This window comes from Variovorax sp. OK212, assembly GCF_900112425.1.
In the GTDB taxonomy this organism is placed as follows: Bacteria; Pseudomonadota; Gammaproteobacteria; order Burkholderiales; family Burkholderiaceae_C; genus Variovorax.
The window spans coordinates 94,799-113,899 of record NZ_FOLP01000011.1 but is presented as its reverse complement, the minus strand read 5'-3'; the positions used below and the strand labels follow the sequence as shown (position 1 = coordinate 113,899).

The window sequence follows — 19,101 nt, the reverse complement described above, 5'->3', positions numbered from 1 at the left end:
GCGACGCATGAGCCAATCCAGCCCACCGAGCCAATCCATCGGCACGCGCGGCCAGCTCGCGTTCCTCTCGCTGCCGGCCGTGATCTTCACGACCGCGATGATCGCCTTCCCCTTCGCCTACACCGTGTGGTTCAGCCTGCACGAGTACAGCTTCGGCGGCAAGCCCAAGCTCAACTTCGGCATGAACTACGTCGAGATGGCGGCCGACGGCGAGTTCTGGAACGGCCTGAAGATCACGCTGGTGCTGTATGTGCTCTCGCTGGTGCTGCAGCTGGTGCTGGGCACCTGGGTGGCGCTGCTGCTGCACGGCTCGAAGAAGCTGTCGGGCATCGTGCGCACGCTCATGATCTCGCCCTTCGTGCTGCCGCCGGTGGTGGTCGGCATGATGTGGCTGGTGGTGCTCGACCCGTCCATCGGCGCCGCCAACTACCTGCTGCAGGCCGTGGGGCTGCCGCGCTCCGACTGGCTGGCCTCGCCCGTGTGGGTGATTCCCACGGTCGCGATGATCGACACCTGGCAGTGGACGCCCTACGTCGCGCTGATCGTGCTGGGCGGCCTGCAGTCGCTGCCGCCCAACGTGTACGAGGCCGCGCAGATCGACGGCGCCTCGCGCTGGAAGACCTTCTGGCGCATCACGCTGCCGCTGCTCATGCCCACGCTGGTCACGGCGGCCATCCTGCGCAGCGTCGACCTGCTGCGCTTCTTCGACATCATCTACATCACCACCCAGGGCGGGCCGGGCAACGCGTCGAACACGCTGAACATCTACGGCTTTCGCAAGGGCTTCGAGCTGTTCGAGATCGGCTACTCGAGCGCGCTGATGATCACGCTGTCGGCCATCGTGCTCGGCGCGGTGATGGTGCTCACCCAGGCGCGCAAGCGCGTGGCGTGGTGAAACGGGAGACGCCGTGAACGACAAGCTCGTGCAACGCCTCAACCTGCTGCAGATCGCCTTCGTGGCGCTGCTGATCCTGCTGCCCATCGCGTGGATGGCGCTGTCGTCCTTCAAGCCCTCGGCCGAAGTGACGGCCTACCCGCCCAAGCTGATGTTCTCGCCCACGCTGGAGAACTACCGCACGCTCTTCGGCAGCACGCCGTTCCTGCACTACACCTGGAACAGCACGGTCATCACCGTGGGCTCGACCGCCATCGGCCTGCTGCTGGGCATTCCGGCGGCGTTCGCGGTCTCGTGGACGCGCATCACCTGGCCGGCCACGGTCACGCTGCTGGCGCGCATGGCGCCGGGCACGCTGTTCCTGCTGCCGTGGTACGTGATGTTCCGCGAGGCCGGAATGATCGGCAGCTACTGGGCGCTCATCCTCACGCACGCGGCCATCACCATGCCGATCGTCATCTGGGTGCTGCTGCCCTTCTTCGACAACATTCCGCGCAGCGTGCTCGAAAGCGCGCAGGTCGACGGCTGCAGCGTGCCGCGCATCCTGTGGCGCATTGCACTGCCGCTGGTCATGCCGGGCGTGGTGGTGTCGTCGATCCTGTCGTTCGTGTTCTCCTGGAACTACTTCCTGTTCGCGCTCGTGCTGTCGAACGGCGACACCAAGACGCTCATTGCGGCGTCGTTCAACTTCATCGGCGAAGGCGCGTCGAACTGGGGCGCCCTCATGGCGGCGGCCACCCTCATCGCGCTGCCGCCGCTGGCCCTCGCATTCATCGTCCAGCGCAGGCTCGTGTCGGGCCTGGCCATGGGCGCCGTCAAAGGTTAGGAGACTCCTCATGCAAGCTGCCATTTTTCACGGCGACAAGAACATCACCATCGGCGAGGCGCCCATGCCGGTTGCCGGCGCGGGCGAGGTGCTGCTGCGCGTGCGCCGCACCGCGCTGTGCGGCTCGGACACCAAGCTGTGGTTCAACGGCGCCAGCTTCACGCCCGGCCACGAGATCTTCGGCGTGGTGCAGCAGCCCGGCCATGCGCTGGACGGCAAGCGCTGCCTGGTCTACATCCCGGTGCACTGCGGCCATTGCGACTCTTGCCGCGCGGGCGACACGCAGATGTGCCTCAACGAGTCGGTGCTGGTCGGCTGGAACCGCCCCGGCGGCTACGCCGAGTACCTGACCGTGCCCGAGCAGTGCCTGCTGCCCGTGCCCGACGACATCGAGGACGAGCTCGCCCCGCTGCTGCTGGACACCATCGGCACCGCGGCGCACGGCATCCGCTTCGTCAAGCCGCTGGTGCCGCCCGAGACCACCGGCCCGGTGCTGGTGACGGGCGCGGGCCCGGTGGGCATCGGCGCGCTCATCGCGCTGCAGAACATCGGCTACACCGACGTGTACGTGTCCGACCTGAAGGAAGAGCGGCTGCAGCTGGCCGAGTCGTTCGGCGCCAAACGCCATCCGGTGGGCGACGCCAGCAAGCGCTTCAAGCTGATCGTGGAGTGCAGCGGCGCGCACGCCGCGCGCAGCCTGGGCATGGAGATCGTGCTGCCGCGCGGCGTGCTCATTCTCATCGGCGAGAGCGACAAGCCCTGGCCGGTGCAGGAGAACAAGGCCATCCGCCGCAAGGACTTCTACATGGTGCGCACCTTCTACTTCCCCAAGAGCGACTTCGCGCTCAACGTGGAGCTGCTGCGCGGCGAGAAGGCGCGCTACCGCAAGCTGGTGGACGCGCAGTTCGGCATCGAGCAACTGCCCGAGATGTTCGGGCGCTTCGTGGCGGGCGAGCTGGTGAAGCCGCTGCTGGCTTTCGCCTGAGGACGCACAGGCATGGCGTCCATCCGACTGAACGGACTGGTCAAGCGCTTCGGCGACGTGGCCGTGATTCCCTCGCTCGACCTGGAGATCCGCGACGAGGAGTTCGTGGTCTTCGTCGGCCCCTCGGGCTGCGGCAAGTCGACCTTGCTGCGCATCATCGCGGGCCTGGAGCCCATCGACAGCGGCGACCTCTTCATCGGCGACACGCGCGTGAACGACGTGGCACCGGCGCAGCGCGACATCGCCATGGTGTTCCAGGACTACGCGCTCTACCCGCACATGACGGTGCGCGACAACATGGGCTTCGGCCTGGAGATGCGCAACACGCCGAAGGACGAGATCGCGCGCCGCGTCGACCGCGCCGCCAGCATGCTGCGCATCGAGCCCTACCTCGAGCGCAAGCCCAAGGCGCTGTCGGGCGGCCAGCGCCAGCGCGTGGCCATGGGCCGCGCGATGGTGCGCAACCCGAAGGTGTTCCTGTTCGACGAGCCGCTGTCCAACCTCGACGCCAAGCTGCGCGGCGAGGTGCGCACCGAAATCAAGGCGCTCTCGCAGCAGCTGAAGACCACCATGATCTTCGTGACCCACGACCAGGTCGAGGCCATGACCATGGCCGACCGCATCGTGGTGCTGAAGGCCGGCGTGGTGCAGCAATTCGGCACGCCCGAGGAGGTCTACAAGTCGCCCGCCAACCAGTTCGTGGCCGGCTTCATCGGCTCGCCGACCATGAACTTCTTCGACGTGCAGGCCGAAGCCGGCAACGTGCGCATGGACGACGGCACGCTGTTCGCCATGCCCGCGCGCTGCGCGGGCGTGACCGGGCCCGCGGTGCTGGGCGTGCGGCCCGAGCACATGCGGGTGCTGCCGGCCGATGCGCCCGGCCTGCGCGTGCAGGTGAGCGTGGTCGAGCCGCTGGGCTCGGACACGCTGGTGTACTTCGATCGCGGCGGCAAGCGCCATGTGGCGCGCGTGGCGCCCGAGCTGCAGGTGCGGCCGAAAGACACGATCACGCTGGCCTTCGACATGGACAAGAGCCACCTGTTCGGCACGACCGACGGTGCCGTGCTGCGATGCTGAAATGACGCCCTCGCACCCTCCGCCCCACCCGCGACACCCGCAACGCCCGGCCCCGCGCGTCGTCTGTCTCGGCCTGTCCGCCCTCGACATCACCTGGCAGGTCGACACCCTCCCCCAAGGCGGCGGCAAGACCCGCGCTGGCGACGTGCGCGAAGGCGGCGGCGGCATGGCGGCCAATGCGGCCGCGGCCGCCGCGAAGCTCGGCGCGGCGGTGCAGTTCTGGGGCCGCGCCGGCGAAGACAGCGCCGGGCACGAGATGAAGGCGCAGCTCGCCGCGCTCGGCGTCGACGTTGTGCACTTCCGCCTCTTCGAAGGGGCGCGCTCGTCGCTCTCGGGCATCGTGGTCGACACGCGCGGCGAACGCATGATCGTCAACTTCCGCGGCGCCGGCCTGCCCGCCGAACCCGCATGGCTGCCCCTGCCCACGCTGGCCGAAGCCGACGCCGTGCTGGCCGACCCGCGCTGGCCCGAAGGCGCGCTGGCGCTGTTCGGCGCGGCGCGCGAGCGCGGCCTGCCCACCGTGCTCGACGGCGACGTGGCCGATGCCGCCGTGTTCGACATGCTGCTGCCGCACACCGACCACGCCGTGTTCTCCGAACCCGGCCTTGCCGGCTATGCCACCGGCGCGCGCTCGGTCGACGCGCAGTTGAACTTCGCGCTGTCGCGCGGCTGCCGCCTGGCCGCGGTCACGCTCGGCGAACACGGCCTGCGCTGGGCCGACGCCGACGGGCTGCACGCGCTGCCCGCCTTCGAGGTGACGGCCGTCGACACCACCGGCGCCGGCGACGTGTTCCACGGCGCGTTCGCCTTCGCGCTGGGCGCCGGCTGGCCCGTGCGCCGCGCCCTCCAGTTTTCCGCCGCGGTGGCGGCCCTGAAGTGCACACGACCCGGCGGACGCGCCGGCGTGCCCGACTTCGCCACCGCGATGTCCCTCGTCGATTCCATCAAGGAGTGATTCCTCTCATGACAACACCTGCCCTGAACCTCGGCAAGAAATGGGGCATGCGCCGCATGGCCACGCCCCAAGGCCACTTCACCATGGTCGCGCTCGACCAGCGCCCACCCATTGCGCAGCTGATCGGCGCCAAGCGCGGCATTGCGCCCGCCGACGTGAGCTTTGCCGACATGGTGGACGTCAAGCGCACGCTGGTCGACACGCTCGGTGCACACGCCAGCGCCATGCTGTTCGACCCGAACTACGCCTTCCCGGCCGCGCTGCAGAAGCTGCCCGCGCACACCGGCCTGGTCGTCACGCTCGAAGACCACCGCTTTCGCGACACGCCCGGCGGCCGGCTGTCGCACTCCATCAACGACTGGAGCGTGGAGAAGATCAAGCGCGCCGGCGGCGACGGCGTGAAGGTGCTGGCGTGGTACCGCCCCGATGCCGAGCCCGACGTGCTCGCGCACCAGCAGGACTACGTGCGCAAGATCGGCGAGGAATGCCGCCAGTGGGACATTCCGCTGGTGCTCGAGCTGCTGGTGTACCCCTTTCCCAAGAGCGAGCGCCACACGGTGGACTACATCGAGTCGCCAGAGAAGATGCCCGAGCTGGTCATCGAGAGCGTGCGCGAATTCGCCAGGCCCGAGTACGGCGTCGACCTGTTCAAGCTCGAGAGCCCGCTGCCCGGCGCCACCCTGCCCGCGCGCGACGGCGGCGCGGCGCACACCGCCGCGCAGGGCTGGTTCGACCAGATGGGCGCCATCTGCAAGGGCGCGGACATTCCGTGGGTGATGCTGTCGGCCGGCGTGACCTCGCCGCAGTTCGTGCGGGTGATGGAGTACGCCTACGCCGCGGGCGCGCACGGCTTCCTGGCCGGCCGCGCGGTGTGGTGGCAGGCGCTGCAGAACTTCCCCGACCTCGCGCTGTGCGCCGAGCAGCTGCGCAAGGACGGCAGCGCCACGCTGGCCGAGCTGGAAGCGCTCACGCTGCGCGCGGGCAACGCCTGGCATGCGGACTACAGCGCCTTCGATGCCATGAAGGCCGAAGGCGAGCTCTGCGCGGCGTATGCCTGACGGCGTGCGCGGGGCAAACGCGCACGGGACAATCGGCGCATGACATCCATCGCACCGGATTCCGCGGCCTCCAGCACCTCCAGCGCCCTCACCGTCGAGCGCCTCGACGTCTTCGTGTTCCGCGCCCCGGCCGACCCGCCGGTGCAGACCTCCTTCGGCGTCATGCGCGACCGGCCCGCGGTGCTGGTGCGGCTCACCGATGCCGACGGCGCGGTGGGCTGGGGCGAGATCTGGTGCAACTTTCCGACGGTGGGCGCGGAGCACCGCGCGCGCATGGCGCTGGCCTACTGCCGCCCGGCCGTCACCGGCCGCGCGTGGTCGCATCCGCGCGAGTGCTTCGACGAACTCACGAAGCGTTTCGCGGTGCTCGCGCTGCAGACCGGCGAGCACGGCACGCTGAACCAGATCGTGGCGGGCGTGGACACGGCGCTGTGGGACCTGCACGCGCGCCGCCAGGGCAAGCCGCTGTGGCAGGTGCTGGGCGGTGCGCAGGCCCGGCCGGTGCAGGTGTATGCCTCGGGCCTGAACCCGACCGACCCCGAGACGCTGGCGCTGCGCAAGCGCGACGAGGGCTACCGGGCCTTCAAGCTCAAAGTGGGCTTTGGCGCCGAGCGCGACCTGGCCAACCTGCGCGCCCTGCGCGATGCGCTCGGCAGCGAGGCCACGATGATGGTCGACGCCAACCAGGCCTGGGACTTCGACGAAGCCTGCCAGGCCGGCCGGCGCATGGAAGATTTCGACCTGCTGTGGCTCGAGGAACCGCTGCGCGCCGACCAGCCCGCGCAGCGCTGGAAGGAGCTGAGCGAGCGCCAGCCGCTGACGCTGGCCGGCGGCGAGAACCTCGCGGGCTTCGCGCAATACCGCGACTTCATTGCGACAGAAGGCATGGCCGTCATCCAGCCCGACCTGGGCAAATGGGGCGGCTTCAGCGGCTGCCTCGAGGTGGCGAAGCAGACCCTGGCGGCCGGCAAGTGGTACTGCCCGCACTGGCTGGGCGGCGGCATCGGCCTTGTCGCGTCGATGCACCTGAAGACCGCCGTGGGCGGGCCGGGCTACGTGGAAGTCGACAGCAACCCGAACCCGCTGCGCGAACTGCTGGCGGTGCCCAACTTCACCGTGAACGACGGCTGGGTGCAGCTGTCGAACGAGCCCGGGCTGGGCGTGGCGCCGGACCTGGCGGCGTGCAAGGGCTTCGTGGTCGAGATTCCGCTGGTCGGCGTGGTCGGCGTGTAGCCTGGCACCGCCGCGGCGCGCGTCAGCCCTGCGCGATTGCCGTCCACGCGCTGGCCAGCAGTGTCGAACCCGCGGCCGCCAGCAGGCCGCCCACCAGCCACTTGAGCGTGCGCGGCTGCAGCTTGTTCGGCAGCCGGTGGTGCAGCCGCGTCGCGACGTAGACGACCGGCATCGCGCAGCCGGCCAGCAGCGCCGAGTACCACGAGAAGTTGCCAGTCGGCAACACGATCACCAGCCGCACCAGCGAGTTGAAGGCGAACATCAGCAGCAGCGCGCGGCGCACCAGTTCGCGGTCCAGCGGCTGGCGGTACATGTGGAACACGATGGGCGGGCCCGAGCTGGAGAACAACCCGCCCAGCACGCCCGACAGCCCGCCGATCACGGCGAAGCTGGTGCGACCCGACACCACGGGCAGCGGCCGGCCCTGCGTCACCAGCAGCACCGCGCAACCCAGGATCGACACGCCCAGCAGCCCGCGCAGCCAGTTGACCGCCCCGCCGCTGAGCCACGTGAGCAGCACCAGCCCGACGATCACGCCCAGCGTGCTGCCGTTGAGCGCCGGCTTCATCAGCTGCCACGGCACCACGCCGGGGCGGGCGCGGAAGTAGGTCCAGGCATTGATCAGGCTCAGCACCGTCGCGGCGTTGGCGGTGTCGCTCACGCTGGCGATGTGGAACACCGACACCAGGCCCAGCAGGATCAGGCTGAATGCGAACCCCGTGAGGTTCTGCGCGTAGGTGGCCAGCGCCACGCAGGCCATGAAGACCAGCACGGGGCCGGCTTCGGAAAGAATCGCTTGCACCGGATATGAATCGTCAGTTGGCCGCTGCGGGAGCTGCGCCATGCGCGGCGTGGTGGCCAGGGTGGATGCCGTGGCCTGCCGCAAGGGAAAAGGGAGGAGCGTGACCCACGAGGCCGCAACGGGCCCGGATGTCACGGCCCGCATTGTCCCTCGAACGGCGGGCGCGGCGCTGCCGGGGCGCGCTAACTCCGGCCCCGGCAGTCGGACATTCGGCGCGGGGCGACCCGATTCGGTGCGCGCGATGCCGCGCGCCGTGCGCCCTCAGTAGATCGGCGGCTCGGGCGTCGGCGCGTTGCCGGCCAGGCTCGCGAAATCGCACCCCAGGTGCGCCTGCGTCACCTCGTGCTGGAAGATCTTCGTGTAGCCGCGCGTGTAGGCCTGCACGGGCGGCTTCCAATGCGCGCGGCGCGCGGCCAGTTCCTCGTCGGACACCAGCATGTTCAGGCTGCGCGCGCCGATGTCCAGGCACACCGTGTCGCCGGTCTTCAGCAGCGCCAGCGGCCCGCCGATGGCCGACTCGGGCGACACGTGCAGCACGCAGGTGCCGTAGTGCGTGCCGCTCATGCGCGAATCGGAAATGCGCAGCATGTCGCGCACGCCTTCGCGCAGCAGCTTCTTCGGAATCGGCAGGTTGCCCCATTCGGGCATGCCGGGGCCGCCCACCGGGCCGCCGTTGCGCAGCACCAGCACGGTCGAGGCGTCGCAGTCGAGGTTTTCGTCGGCCATGGCCGCGAGCATCTCGGCGTTCGAGTCGAACACCAGCGCGCGCCCGGTGTGGCGCAGCAGCCCCGGCGTGGCGGCCGAAGGCTTGATGACCGCGCCGTCGGGGCACAGGTTGCCGCGCAGCACGGCCAGCGCAATGCCGGCCTCGGGGCATTCGGGCGTGCCTTGCTTGAGCGGCGCCGCCGGGTCGAGGATGGTGCCGTCGTCTTGCGCCGGCCAGTTCGCGATGTCCTCCCCCAGCGTGCGGCCGGTGACGGTGCGCGCCGACAGGTCCAGGTGCGCGGCGATCCTGTTCAGCACCGCGGGCAGGCCGCCCGCGTAGTGGAAGTCTTCCATCAGCTTCTCGCCCGACGGATAGAGGTTGGCGATGACGGGCACGCGCCGCGCGATGGCGTCGAGCTCGTCGATGTTCAGCTCGATGCCCGCGCGCCCCGCCATGGCGGGCAGGTGCACCGCCGCGTTGGTGGAGCCGCCGAGCGCCATGTAGGCGGTGACGGCGTTGACGAACGAGGCCTTGGTGACGATGCGCGAGGGCTTCAGGTCTTCCCACACCATGGAGACGATGCGCTCGCCGCAGCGCCATGCCATGCGGCTGTGCTCGGAGTCGACCGCGGGAATGCTCATGGCGCCGGGCAGCGACAGGCCCATGGCCTCGGCAATGGCCGTCATGGTGCTGGCCGTGCCCATAGTGTTGCAGGTGCCGGGCGTGCGCGTCATGCGCGACTCCAGGCGGATCCACTCGGCCTGGTCGATGTTGCCGATGGTGCGCTCGGCCCAGAACTTCTTGGTGTGCGTGCCCGCGCCCACGGCCTGGCCCCTGTAGCGGTCGTTCATCATCGGGCCGGCCGGCAGGAAGATGGCGGGCACGTCCATCGACAGCGCCCCCATGATGAGGCCGGGCGTGGTCTTGTCGCAGCCGCCCATGAGCACCACGCCGTCGATCGGCAGGCTGCGCAGCAGCTCCTCGCATTCGATGGCCAGCAGGTTGCGGTAGATCATGGTCGTGGGCTTGACCATCACCTCGCCCAGGCTCAGCGCGGGCAGCTCCAGCGGGTAGCCGCCGGCCTGCAGCACGCCGCGCTTCACGGCCTGGGCGCGCTCGCGCAGGTGCGCGTGGCACGGCGAGAGCTCGCTCCAGGTGTTGACGATGCCGATCACGGGCCGGCCCATGAACTCCTCGCGCGCCAGCCCCTGCTGCTGCATGCGCTGGCGGTGGGCGAAGCCACGGATGTCGTCGCTCGCGAACCAGCGCTGGCTGCGCAGTTGCTCGACGGTCTTGGGGCGGACGCCTTCTGTGGACATGCGGTGTGTTCTTCTCTGGATCTCGGGGGTTGCCGGGGCGTCAGTAGGTGGCGGGCGCGGCGGGCGGGCGCGGTGCCGGCGGCAGGCCGCGCGCCTTGAAGCGCGCCGCCACGTCGTCTGCGCTCTTGCGCAGCAGCACCTGGTCGTTGGCCACGGCCACGAACAGCGCGCCCAGCTCGAGCAGCTCCTGCGCGCGCGGCTCGTCGTTCATCAGGATGCCGGGCGCCTTGCCGCAGGCCAGGATGCGCGCAATGGCCTTGTCGACCGCGGCGCGCACCGTGGGGTGGTTGACCTGCCCGGCCACGCCCATGCTGGCGGAGAGGTCGCCGGGGCCGATGAACACGCCGTCGACACCGTCGACGTTGGCGATGTCCTCGAGCTGCTCGAGCGCCTCGGCGGTCTCGACCTGCACCAGCACGCAGATCTCGCTCGAGGCCTCGGCCACGTAGCGGGCGTCGCGGCCGAACTTCGAGGCGCGCACCGTGCCGCCCATGCCGCGGATGCCGTGCGGCGGGTAGCGCGTGGCGGCCACGGCGGCCTCGGCTTCCTCGCGCGTCTGCACGAACGGCAGCAGCAGCGTCTGCGCGCCGATGTCCAGGTACTGCTTGATCAGCACCGGGTCGTTCCACGGCGGGCGCACCACGGCGTTGGTGGGCCGGTCGCGCTCGGCCTGCACCGCCTGCAGCTGGCGCAGCATGGTGGTCGGGTCGCCGGGGGTGTGCTCGGCGTCGAGCAGGATCCAGTCGAAGCCGGCGCCCGCGAGCAGCTCGGAAATGTAGGGGTCGGGCAGCGTCGACCAGATCCCGATCTGCGGCACCTTGGCCGCGAGGGCGTGCTTGAATGCGTTGCGTGAAGGCATGGTTGTCCTGTGTCTGTGTCTTGCGGTGTGTTCAGTCGATCTGCACGTTGCCGGCCTTGATGACCTCGCCCATGGTGGCGTGGTCGGCCTTCAGGCGCTCGGTGAAGGCCTGCGGCGTCGATGAAAGCACATCGAAACCCTGCTCCTCCAGCGGCTTGCGGAACGCCGGGTCGGCGAGGATCCCGGCCATCTCCTTGTGCAGCCGCTCGACCACCGGCGCCGGCGTGCCGGCGCGCACGAGCATGCCGCTCCATGCGAGCTGCACCACGCCGGGCGCACCGGCCTCGGCCATGGTCGGCACGTTGGGCAGCAGCTTCGAGCGCTGCGTGTCGGCCACGGCCAGCACCCGCACGCGGCCGCCCTTCTCCTGGCCGAGCACGGCCGAGAGGTTGTGGAACATCATCGGGATCTGCCCGCCCATCACGTCGTTGAGCGCGGCCGGTCCGCCCTTGTAGGGCACGTGGATCAGCTGCGTGCCGGTCCTGGCCTCGAACTGCAGGCCCGTGAGGTGCATGGTGTTGCCGTTGCCGGCCGAGCCGAAGCTCAGCGTGCCGGGCGCCTTCTTCGCGGCGGCGACCACGTCGGCCACCGTCTTGTAGGGCGTGCCGGCACCGACCACCAGCACGTTGGGCGTCTGGTTGGTCAGCGTGATGGGCTGGAAGTCTTTGAGCGCGTCGAAGCCCGTGGCCTTGTACAGGTGCGGGTTCACGGCCAGCGTGCTGACCGAGCCGAAGAACACGGTGTAGCCGTCGGCCGGCTGGTTGCGCGCGACGTACGCGGCCGCGATGTTGCCGTTGGCGCCGGGCCGGTTGTCGATGATCACCGGCTGGCCGAGCCGCTGCGAGAGCGCCTGCCCGAAGGGCCGCGCGAACTGGTCGGCGGCGCCGCCCGCGGGCTGCGGCACCACCAGCACGATGGGTTTGTGCGGATAGTCGGCCTTCGGCTGCGCCAGCGCCGGCGCGGTGCCCAGCGCGGCGATGCAGCTGCCGCAGACGGCGAACACGAGCGTTGCGAACTTCTTCATCGGGTCTCCTTGTTCAGGCGTTCACGCGCCGCCGCCGCGCCAAAACGCGATCTGCGCGGCAACCTGGTGGTCGATCATGGGCTTGCCGCCCACCACCCGCAGCCCGCGCGCGCTGCAGGCGGCCATGAGCTCGGTGTCGCGCGCGGCAATGATGTCGAACAGCGCCGCATCGGCCGGCAGCAGCGCGGCATCGAAAGGCATCGGCTCGCCTTCGTGCAGGCCCAGCGAGGTGGCGTTGACCGCCAGGCCCGCACGGCGCAGGGCGCTGGCGTGGTCGCTGTCGGGCGGCATGCGCGCGCCGATGCCCGGGAAGGCCTTGCGCAGTTCGGCCACCAGGTGCCCGGCGCGCTCGGGCTCGCGGTTGATCACGTGCAGCTCGCGCACACCGGCCGCGGCCAGCGCGAACGCGATGGCCGTGCCCGCGCCGCCCGCGCCCACCAGCACCACGGGGCGATCGGGCCACAGCACGCCGTGCGCGCGCGCGGCTTCCACGAAGCCCACGCCGTCGAAGCTCTCGCCCGACCACTGCCCGTCGGCGTCGATGCGCATGGTATTGACCACGCCGGTGCGCAGCGCCTCGGGTCCGCGCCGCGCGCACAGCGCATATGCCGCGGCCTTGTGCGGAATCGTGAGGTTCAGGCCCTGCAGGTTGCCCACGCGCGCAAGCTGCGCCACGGTGGCCGCGAAGTCGCCCGGGTGCACGCCCATCGGCACCAGGCACCAGTCGAGGCCGGCGGCCGCAAAGGCCGGGTTGTAGATGCGCGGCGCGCGCACGTGGTCGACCGGGTGCGCGAGGATGGGAACGAGGCGCGTGGCGCCGCTGAGCGTGACGGGCACCATGGCCTCAGCCCTTCACCGCGCCGGCTGTCAGGCCGCTCACGAGGTAGCGGCGCACCAGCATCGAGAACACGAGCACCGGCGCCATCACCAGCGAGCCGCCCGCGGCGATCTTGCCCCACTCCCAGCCTTCGTAGTTCATGAAGTTCACCACCGCCACCGGCGCGGTGCGCGCGTCGGTTCGCGTGAGGATGAGCGCGAAGAAGAAGTCGTTCCACGCGTAGAGGAAGCACAGGATGGCCGTGGCCGCGATGCCTGCGGTGGCCATCGGCATCACGATCTCGAGGAACACGGTGCCGAAGCCCGCGCCGTCCATCAGCGCGGCTTCTTCGAGCGACGCGGGCACGGCGTCGAAGAAGGGCTGCATCATCCAGATGACCAGCGGCAGGTTGAAGGTCATGTAGATCATGATGAGCCCGGTGCGCGTGTCGAGCAGCCCGAGCCAGCGGTAGGCCAGGAAGAACGGAATGGTGAACGCGATGGGCGGTGCCATGCGCGTGAGCAGGATGCCCAGGCCCAGCCCGAAGCGCCCGCGCCCGGTCCAGCGCGACAGCGCATAGGCCGCCGGAATGCCGAACAGCAGCGCCAGCAGCGTCGACACGATGCTCGTGATCAGGCTGTTGACGAACGACTCCGGAAACCCCGCCTGCCACAGCCCCACGTAGTGCTCCAGCGTGGGCACGAAGAACACGCGCGGCGGAAACTCCAGGATGAACGGCGTCGGCTTGAACGACATCTGCAGCAGCCACAGGAAGGGCAGCAGCATGAGCACCAGGATGAGCGGCACGGCCCAGCGCGCGAGCGGCCAGCGCTTGCGCCAGGGCACTTTGCGCGGCGGTGTCTTGCGGACCGGTGATGTGGGCGTCATTCCGCGGCTCCCGCGTTGCGGCTCAGGCGCATCGCGCCCCAGCTGACGAGCACGGTGGCCACCAGCAGCACCACCGTGATGGCGCTCGAGTAGCCGAGCTCGCCGAAGTTGAAGGCCACCAGGTAGGCGTAGTAGTTGGTCACCTCGGTCACCGAGCCGGGTCCGCCGCCGGTCAGCAGGAAGATCAGCGGAAAGGCCTTGATGCTGTCGATGAGCCGGAACAGCGTGCACACCAGCAGCACCGGCGCGATGTAGGGCAGCACGATGTGGCCGAACACGCGCCAGGCGTCGGCGCCGTCCATGCGCGCGGCCTCCACGTACTCGGCCGGCAGCGTCTGCAGCGCGGCCAGCACCATCAGGAAGGTGAACGGCGCCCACTCCCAGGTGTCGGCGATCACGATGGCCCACAGCGCGAAGTCGACGTGCGTGGTGAGCGCGGGCAGCGTCACGCCGAGCACGCGCGCGGCCTGGTAGATGGGGCTGATGTCGGGCGTGTAGACCAGCTTCCAGATCACCGCCACCACGATCGGCGGCAGCACCATCGGAATCACGAACAGGTGGCGCAGCGACTTCCAGCGGTCTTGTCCCGAATGCACCAGCAGCGCGAGCCCCGTGCCCAGCAGCACCTGCAGCACCACCGTGTAGAGCGACAGCCGCGCCTGCACCACGAGCGAGCCGACGAAGCGCTCGTCGCCGCCCAGCAGCCTGTAGTTGCGCAGCGGGTCCGAGAAATCGCCCAGCGAGCCGGGGTTGACCAGCGCACCGGGCGTGAGGCTGGTGACCAGCAGGAACAGCGTGGGCAGCCCCGCCACCACGAGCAGGAAGATCAGGCTGGGCGCGATCGCCATCCGCACGAAGCGGCGGCGCTGGCCTTCATAGGAAGCAGCGGGCATGGGAAGCGGGCGTCAGACCTTGGCGCCGGCGCGGCGCAGCGCGTTGAGCGCCGCGTCCTGCGCGGCCTTCATCGACTCGGCCGCGGGCTGCTGGCCCGACACCACGCGCTCGACCGCCTTGTTGACCACGTCGCCCACCAGCGGAAACTCTTTCACCGTGCGGTAGGCCATGTAGTTGCGCGTCTTGCCGGGCTGCTCGAGCACCTCGAGGTAGAGCTTGCCCAGGTCCTGCCCGTTGATGGTGTTGATGCGCTTGTACTCGGCGCTCTCGATGACCGAGCGGCGGCAGATCGACGGATGGCCGGTGTCCTTCACGATGCGCGCGGTGAGCTCGGGGCTCAGCGTCCACTTGATGAACTCCCAGGCGGCCTCCTTGTTCTTGGCGTTCTTCGGAATGCCCAGGCCCTGGCTGTTCGACGCCGGAAAGTCGCCCTTGGGGCCGGCCGGCATGCGCATGACGCGCGCCGTGTCCTTCACCTTGCTGTCGGGCGAGGTCAGCATGGCGCTGACCCACGAGCTGGAGTGAATGAAGATGTTCGAGCGCCCGCCGATCAGCGCCGCGCGCGCCTGGTCTTCGGTGTAGCCCAGCACGCCTTGCGGGCTGTACTTGGACAGGAGCCTTGCGTAGAAATCGGTCGCCTGCACCGCCGCGGCCGAGTCGAGCGCGGGCTTGATGTCGCCCGGCGGGTTCACGAAGAAGTCGCCGCCGAAGCCCTGCACGTACGGCGGCAGGAACCAGTGGTGCAGGTTGGAGCTGACGAAGCCGGTCACCGGGCCGCTGCCGCCGTCCTGGCCATGGATGGCCTCGGCGACCTTCATGAGTTCGTCGAAGGTCTGCGGCGCTTCCACGCCGCGCTTCTTCATGAGGTCGGTGCGGCTGATGCCCATGAGCATCGCCCCGCCCTCCCAGGCGAAGCCGTAGGCCTTGCCGGCCTTGTCGAGGTAGGGCAGCTGCGCGCCCTTCACGAAGTCGTCGGGGTTCCAGCTGGCGGGCGTGAGCTTGCGGTCGGCGGCGAAGTCGCTGAGGTTGGCCAGCAGGCCCGCCGCCACCCAGCGCGCGGCCAGGATGAAGGTGACGTTGCAGAAGTCCCATGCGCTGCCGCCGGACGACAGCTCCAGGTCGGCCTGCTGGTTGTAGACCGGGAAGGCCGAGAGCTGCAGGTCGACCGTCATGCCGGTCTGCTGCTCGAACTCGGGGATGTACTTGCGCAGGATGTTGAAGAAGCCGTGCTGGTAGGCCGCGCCGCGCAGTTTCACGCCGGCGAAGGGCTTGGCCTGCGCGATGGCCGGGAAGGCCAGCGTGCCGCCGGCGCCGGCGGCTACGCTTGCGGCGGCCGCCTTCAGGAGGCGGCGGCGCTGCGGGTCGATGGCTGGAGAGTGCGGGAGGCTCATGGTCGTGTCTCTTTCTTCCGGATCATCCGTATGGCGTCTGGACTTGAATATGACAGACAAATAGATTTCAATTTCTCATGGAAAACCCGAAACTTGAGGGCTATCCACGTGGGATAACCTTATTTCCATAAATAATATGTCCGACCATAAAGAACACATCGAAGCCCGCCCGGCTGCCTCGCGGCGTGGCCCGCTGGCCGTGACCGAGGCGCTGGCCCACCGTGTGGTGGCCGGCGAATGGGGGGATGGCGCGGCGTTGCCGACGGAGGTGGAACTGGCCGAACAGCTCGGCGTGGCGCGCACCTCGGTGCGCGAGGCGCTGACCCGGCTCAAGGCCAAGGGCCTGATCGCCTCGCGCCAGAAGGCCGGCACGCGCGTGCTGCCGCGCACCCAATGGAACATGCTCGACGAGGACGTGCTGCGCTGGACCTGGTCGGGCAACGACCGCGTGCAGATGGCGCAGCACCTGATGCAGCTGCGGCGCATCGTGGAGCCCGCGGCCTGCGAGATTGCGGCGGCCTCGGCGCCCGACGCGGCCATTGCGACCATCGAGCGCGCCTACCGGCTGATGGACGCGGCCGGCATGGACGCCGTGGCCTACGCCGGGCCCGACCTGGAGTTTCACCGCGCGATCCTCACCGCCACTGGCAACCCTTTCCTGGTGGCCTTCGGCGCCACCATCGAGGCCGCGCTGCGCACCTCGTTCGAACTCTCGACGCGCCAGCCCGGCGCGCCGCGCAAGAGCCTGCCGCTGCACCGTGCCGTGCTCGACCAGATCTGGGCGCGAAAGCCCGCCGAGGCGCGCCGCGCGATGGAAGAACTGCTCGGGCTGACCGAGTCGAACATCCAGCGCGGCGTGGCCAGGTCGGCCGCCGCGGCCTCCAGCTGACCCTTACGAAATTACCTCCGCAACCGCCTTCCCTACAAAGGCACAGGAACCCCACGCCATGGCAGAGATCCGGCTTCAATCCATCAGCAAGCGCTTCGGCGACGTCGAGGTGATCCCCGGCCTCGACCTCACGATGCCCGACGGCCAGGTGACGGTGCTGCTCGGCCCTTCGGGCTGTGGCAAGTCGACGCTGCTGCGCATGATCGCGGGGCTGGAAACGCCCAGCGGCGGCGAGGTGCTCGTGGGCGGGCGCGTGGTGAACGACGTGCCGCCGGCCGAGCGCGGCTGCGCGCTGGTGTTCCAGAACTACGCGCTGTACCCGCACAAGACGGTGCGCCAGAACCTGGCCTTTCCCCTGCGCATGGCCAAGGTCGACGCCGCGCAGCAGCAGCGCAGCGTGGACGAGATCGCCCGCACGCTGGAGCTCACGCCGCTGCTGGAGCGCTACCCGCGCCAGCTCTCGGGCGGCCAGCGCCAGCGCGTGGCCATGGGCCGCGCCATGATCCGCCAGCCCGAGGTGTTCCTGTACGACGAGCCGCTGTCCAACCTCGACCTGGAGCTGCGCGTGAAGCTGCGGCTCGAAATCGCGCGCATGCAGCGCACGCTGAAGGCCACCGCGGTGTACGTGACGCACGACCAGACCGAGGCCATGACGCTGGCCGACCAGATCGTGGTGCTGCGCAAAGGCCGCATCGAGCAGGTCGGCTCGCCGCTGGCGCTGTACCGCTCGCCGGCCAACCTGTTCGTGGCGGGCTTCATCGGCACGCCGCGCATGAACCTGTTCCAGGTCGACGCCGCCGAGCGGGGCACCGGCGGCACGCGCTTGCGCATCGGCACAACCACGCTGCAGGTGCCGCAGCGGCTGCGCGGCGACGTGCGCACACTGGGCTTTCGCGCCGAGCAGGTGCGCATCGGCGCGCCGCTGCCGGGCCAGGTGGTGCTCGACCTGCAGGACTGCGAGACGCTGGCCGTGGAGCAGCTGGGCGACCGCGCGTTCTGCTACCTGCGCTCGTCGCTGGGCGAACTGGTGCTGCTGACGCCGGGCGGCGACACCGCATTGCCGCGCACCCTGCAGCTCTCGCTGGCGCCCGAGGCGCTGCACTTCTTCGACGCGAACGAGCTGGCGCTGCGCCAGGAAACGGCCGAGATGGCACCGGCCGAGATGCAAACGGCCGCGGCCTGAGGCTCGCCAGACCGATCGGCCCGCCAGTGCATCAGCGCATCAGGTCCCAGCCCATCATCAACGCGGCGAACCCCATCAGCGCGGTGCCGCCCCAGCCGAGCCAGCGGGTGCGCCGCCCGGAGGTGAACACGCCCATCACCTTCTCGCGGGTCACCAGCACCATCATGGCGGCCATGATCGGCACGGCCACCACGCCGTTGATGACGGCGCTCCAGTAGAGCGCCTTCATCGGGTCGATGGGGGTGAAGTCGAGCGCGGTGCCCACCAGCGTGGCCACCGCGATGATCCCGTAGAACTCCTTGGCCTCGCGCCAGTGCCGCTCCAGCCCCTCTTCCCAGCCGAAGGCCTCGGCCACCGCATAGGCGGCCGACGAGGCCAGCACCGGCACCGCCAGCAGGCCGGTGGCGACGATGCCGCCGGCAAAGAGCCAGAAGGCGAAGTCGCCGGCCAGCGGGCGCAGCGCCTCGGCGGCCTGCGCGGCGGAGGTCACGTCGTGCACGCCCGCCGTGAACAGCACCGACGCGCCCACCACCATCACGAAGAAGGCGATGAGGTTGGAAAACGTCATGCCCACCCAGGTGTCGATCCGCACGCGCTTCAGGTCGTGGCGCACCTGCTCGTCGGTGCCGCGCCGCCCGCCCTTCAGGCGCAGCTCTTCCACCTCCTGCGAGGCCTGCCAGAAGAACAGGTAGGGCGAGATGGTGGTGCCCAGCAGCGCGACGATCATCATCCAGTAGTCGCCCTTCCACTGCAGCCTGGGCACCACCAGGTCGTGCAGCACGCGGCCCCATTCGACCTGCACCACGAAAACCGCCGCCACGTAGGCGAAGAGCGTGAGCGTCAGCCACTTGAGGATGTGGGCCAGCTTGCGGTAGGGCACGAACACCTGCAGCAGCACCGTGACCACGCCGAACACCAGCGCATGGAAGTGCGCCCCGCCGCCCACCACCAGCTGCAGCGCCTCGCCCATGGCGGCGATGTCGGCCGCGATGTTGATGGTGTTGGCCACCACCAGCAGCGCCACCAGCGCGATGAGCAGGCCGCGCGGCATGTGCTCGCGCAGGTTGGCCGCCACGCCCTTGCCAGTGACCCGGCCGATGCGCGCCGACACCAGCTGGATGGCCACCATGAACGGCAGCGACAGGAACACCGTCCACAGCAGCCCGGTGCCGAACTGCGCCCCGGCCTGGGTGTAGGTCGCGATGCCCGACGGGTCGTCGTCGGCCGCGCCGGTGACGACGCCGGGGCCCACGTGCCGCAGGAAGGAGGGGATTCGTTTTTTCATGTGCGCGCGCATGGT

General features: G+C 69.8%; 18 protein-coding genes. 9 read left to right on the top strand and 9 right to left on the bottom strand.

Translation table 11 applies throughout. The features are described 5' to 3' along the window. Nucleotides 1–7 precede the first annotated feature (7 nt). From BM004_RS26705 to BM004_RS26675, 7 genes are read left to right on the top strand one after another with little or no spacing between them, the layout of a single operon-like run. A complete protein-coding gene (locus BM004_RS26705; protein ID WP_093129349.1) occupies nt 8–895 on the top strand; it encodes a carbohydrate ABC transporter permease in 888 nt (295 codons plus the stop codon). Nucleotides 896–908: 13 nt separating this feature from the next. Then, a complete protein-coding gene (locus BM004_RS26700) occupies nt 909–1,721 on the top strand; it encodes a carbohydrate ABC transporter permease (protein ID WP_093218081.1) in 813 nt (270 codons plus the stop codon). Between the two features lie 10 nt (nt 1,722–1,731). Next, nucleotides 1,732–2,706, top strand: a complete 975-nt coding sequence (locus tag BM004_RS26695; RefSeq protein WP_093218080.1) for an alcohol dehydrogenase catalytic domain-containing protein — start codon at nt 1,732–1,734, stop codon at nt 2,704–2,706. Between the two features lie 12 nt (nt 2,707–2,718). Continuing rightward, nucleotides 2,719–3,783, top strand: coding sequence for an ABC transporter ATP-binding protein (locus BM004_RS26690; RefSeq protein WP_093218078.1), 1,065 nt, complete (start codon nt 2,719–2,721; stop codon nt 3,781–3,783). 1 nt (nt 3,784) lies between these two features. After that, a complete protein-coding gene (locus BM004_RS26685) occupies nt 3,785–4,738 on the top strand; it encodes a PfkB family carbohydrate kinase (RefSeq protein WP_093218076.1) in 954 nt (317 codons plus the stop codon). Between the two features lie 8 nt (nt 4,739–4,746). Continuing rightward, entirely contained in the window at nt 4,747–5,796 is a 1,050-nt protein-coding gene (locus BM004_RS26680; protein WP_093218075.1) for a tagatose 1,6-diphosphate aldolase, read from the top strand. Between the two features lie 39 nt (nt 5,797–5,835). Further along, nucleotides 5,836–7,029 carry a mandelate racemase/muconate lactonizing enzyme family protein gene (locus BM004_RS26675; protein ID WP_093218073.1) on the top strand — a complete coding sequence of 398 codons (1,194 nt, stop codon included), beginning with the start codon at nt 5,836–5,838 and terminating at the stop codon, nt 7,027–7,029. 22 nt (nt 7,030–7,051) lie between these two features. Here the strand turns inward: BM004_RS26675 and BM004_RS26670 are convergent, their stop codons facing one another. The 8 genes from BM004_RS26670 to BM004_RS26635 all read right to left on the bottom strand — a co-directional run bounded on the left by BM004_RS26670 (nt 7,052) and on the right by BM004_RS26635 (nt 15,729). Continuing rightward, the gene (locus BM004_RS26670) at nt 7,052–7,831 is read right to left on the bottom strand and encodes a sulfite exporter TauE/SafE family protein (protein WP_093129342.1); all 780 of its coding nucleotides are present in this window, start codon (nt 7,829–7,831) and stop codon (nt 7,052–7,054) included. A gap of 261 nt (nt 7,832–8,092) precedes the next feature. After that, a complete protein-coding gene (araD, locus tag BM004_RS26665) occupies nt 8,093–9,856 on the bottom strand; it encodes an L-arabinonate dehydratase (protein WP_093129341.1) in 1,764 nt (587 codons plus the stop codon). Nucleotides 9,857–9,896: 40 nt separating this feature from the next. Beyond that, nucleotides 9,897–10,715, bottom strand: coding sequence for an HpcH/HpaI aldolase family protein (locus tag BM004_RS26660; protein WP_093218072.1), 819 nt, complete (start codon nt 10,713–10,715; stop codon nt 9,897–9,899). A 31-nt stretch (nt 10,716–10,746) separates the two neighbouring features. Next, nucleotides 10,747–11,739 carry a Bug family tripartite tricarboxylate transporter substrate binding protein gene (locus BM004_RS26655; RefSeq protein WP_093129339.1) on the bottom strand — a complete coding sequence of 331 codons (993 nt, stop codon included), beginning with the start codon at nt 11,737–11,739 and terminating at the stop codon, nt 10,747–10,749. A 21-nt stretch (nt 11,740–11,760) separates the two neighbouring features. After that, nucleotides 11,761–12,579 (bottom strand): shikimate dehydrogenase family protein, encoded by an 819-nt coding sequence (locus BM004_RS26650; RefSeq protein ID WP_093218070.1) that lies wholly within the window; start codon nt 12,577–12,579, stop codon nt 11,761–11,763. Between the two features lie 4 nt (nt 12,580–12,583). Next, entirely contained in the window at nt 12,584–13,444 is an 861-nt protein-coding gene (locus tag BM004_RS26645) for a carbohydrate ABC transporter permease (RefSeq protein ID WP_093129337.1), read from the bottom strand. Continuing rightward, nucleotides 13,441–14,337: a carbohydrate ABC transporter permease gene (locus tag BM004_RS26640; RefSeq protein ID WP_093129336.1), complete on the bottom strand. Its 897-nt coding sequence runs from the start codon at nt 14,335–14,337 to the stop codon at nt 13,441–13,443. The genes BM004_RS26645 and BM004_RS26640 overlap by 4 nt, the downstream gene beginning before the upstream one ends. 12 nt (nt 14,338–14,349) lie before the next feature. Beyond that, on the bottom strand, nt 14,350–15,729 hold the full coding sequence (locus BM004_RS26635) for an ABC transporter substrate-binding protein (RefSeq protein WP_093218068.1): 1,380 nt from the start codon (nt 15,727–15,729) through the stop codon (nt 14,350–14,352). A gap of 136 nt (nt 15,730–15,865) precedes the next feature. Between BM004_RS26635 and BM004_RS26630 the strand changes: the two genes are divergently transcribed. After that, entirely contained in the window at nt 15,866–16,618 is a 753-nt protein-coding gene (locus tag BM004_RS26630) for a FadR/GntR family transcriptional regulator (protein ID WP_093218067.1), read from the top strand. Nucleotides 16,619–16,676: 58 nt separating this feature from the next. Beyond that, the gene (locus BM004_RS26625) at nt 16,677–17,801 is read left to right on the top strand and encodes an ABC transporter ATP-binding protein (protein ID WP_093218065.1); all 1,125 of its coding nucleotides are present in this window, start codon (nt 16,677–16,679) and stop codon (nt 17,799–17,801) included. A 31-nt stretch (nt 17,802–17,832) separates the two neighbouring features. On the opposite strand, the gene BM004_RS26620 is transcribed toward BM004_RS26625, so the two are convergent. Beyond that, nucleotides 17,833–19,086: an Nramp family divalent metal transporter gene (locus tag BM004_RS26620; RefSeq protein ID WP_177206616.1), complete on the bottom strand. Its 1,254-nt coding sequence runs from the start codon at nt 19,084–19,086 to the stop codon at nt 17,833–17,835. Nucleotides 19,087–19,101: the final 15 nt, after the last annotated feature.

What these genes read in the sequence shown, in the direction of transcription:
- BM004_RS26705 (WP_093129349.1), top strand. Translation starts at nt 8, where the DNA reads ATGAGCCAATCCAGCCCACCGAGCCAATCCATCGGCACGCGCGGCCAG.
- BM004_RS26695 (WP_093218080.1), top strand. Translation starts at nt 1,732, where the DNA reads ATGCAAGCTGCCATTTTTCACGGCGACAAGAACATCACCATCGGCGAG.
- BM004_RS26690 (WP_093218078.1), top strand. Translation starts at nt 2,719, where the DNA reads ATGGCGTCCATCCGACTGAACGGACTGGTCAAGCGCTTCGGCGACGTG.
- BM004_RS26685 (WP_093218076.1), top strand. Translation starts at nt 3,785, where the DNA reads ATGACGCCCTCGCACCCTCCGCCCCACCCGCGACACCCGCAACGCCCG.
- BM004_RS26680 (WP_093218075.1), top strand. Translation starts at nt 4,747, where the DNA reads ATGACAACACCTGCCCTGAACCTCGGCAAGAAATGGGGCATGCGCCGC.
- BM004_RS26675 (WP_093218073.1), top strand. Translation starts at nt 5,836, where the DNA reads ATGACATCCATCGCACCGGATTCCGCGGCCTCCAGCACCTCCAGCGCC.
- araD (WP_093129341.1), bottom strand. Translation starts at nt 9,856, where the DNA reads ATGTCCACAGAAGGCGTCCGCCCCAAGACCGTCGAGCAACTGCGCAGC.
- BM004_RS26660 (WP_093218072.1), bottom strand. Translation starts at nt 10,715, where the DNA reads ATGCCTTCACGCAACGCATTCAAGCACGCCCTCGCGGCCAAGGTGCCG.
- BM004_RS26655 (WP_093129339.1), bottom strand. Translation starts at nt 11,739, where the DNA reads ATGAAGAAGTTCGCAACGCTCGTGTTCGCCGTCTGCGGCAGCTGCATC.
- BM004_RS26650 (WP_093218070.1), bottom strand. Translation starts at nt 12,579, where the DNA reads ATGGTGCCCGTCACGCTCAGCGGCGCCACGCGCCTCGTTCCCATCCTC.
- BM004_RS26645 (WP_093129337.1), bottom strand. Translation starts at nt 13,444, where the DNA reads ATGACGCCCACATCACCGGTCCGCAAGACACCGCCGCGCAAAGTGCCC.
- BM004_RS26640 (WP_093129336.1), bottom strand. Translation starts at nt 14,337, where the DNA reads ATGCCCGCTGCTTCCTATGAAGGCCAGCGCCGCCGCTTCGTGCGGATG.
- BM004_RS26635 (WP_093218068.1), bottom strand. Translation starts at nt 15,729, where the DNA reads ATGAGCCTCCCGCACTCTCCAGCCATCGACCCGCAGCGCCGCCGCCTC.
- BM004_RS26630 (WP_093218067.1), top strand. Translation starts at nt 15,866, where the DNA reads ATGTCCGACCATAAAGAACACATCGAAGCCCGCCCGGCTGCCTCGCGG.
- BM004_RS26625 (WP_093218065.1), top strand. Translation starts at nt 16,677, where the DNA reads ATGGCAGAGATCCGGCTTCAATCCATCAGCAAGCGCTTCGGCGACGTC.
- BM004_RS26620 (WP_177206616.1), bottom strand. Translation starts at nt 19,086, where the DNA reads ATGAAAAAACGAATCCCCTCCTTCCTGCGGCACGTGGGCCCCGGCGTC.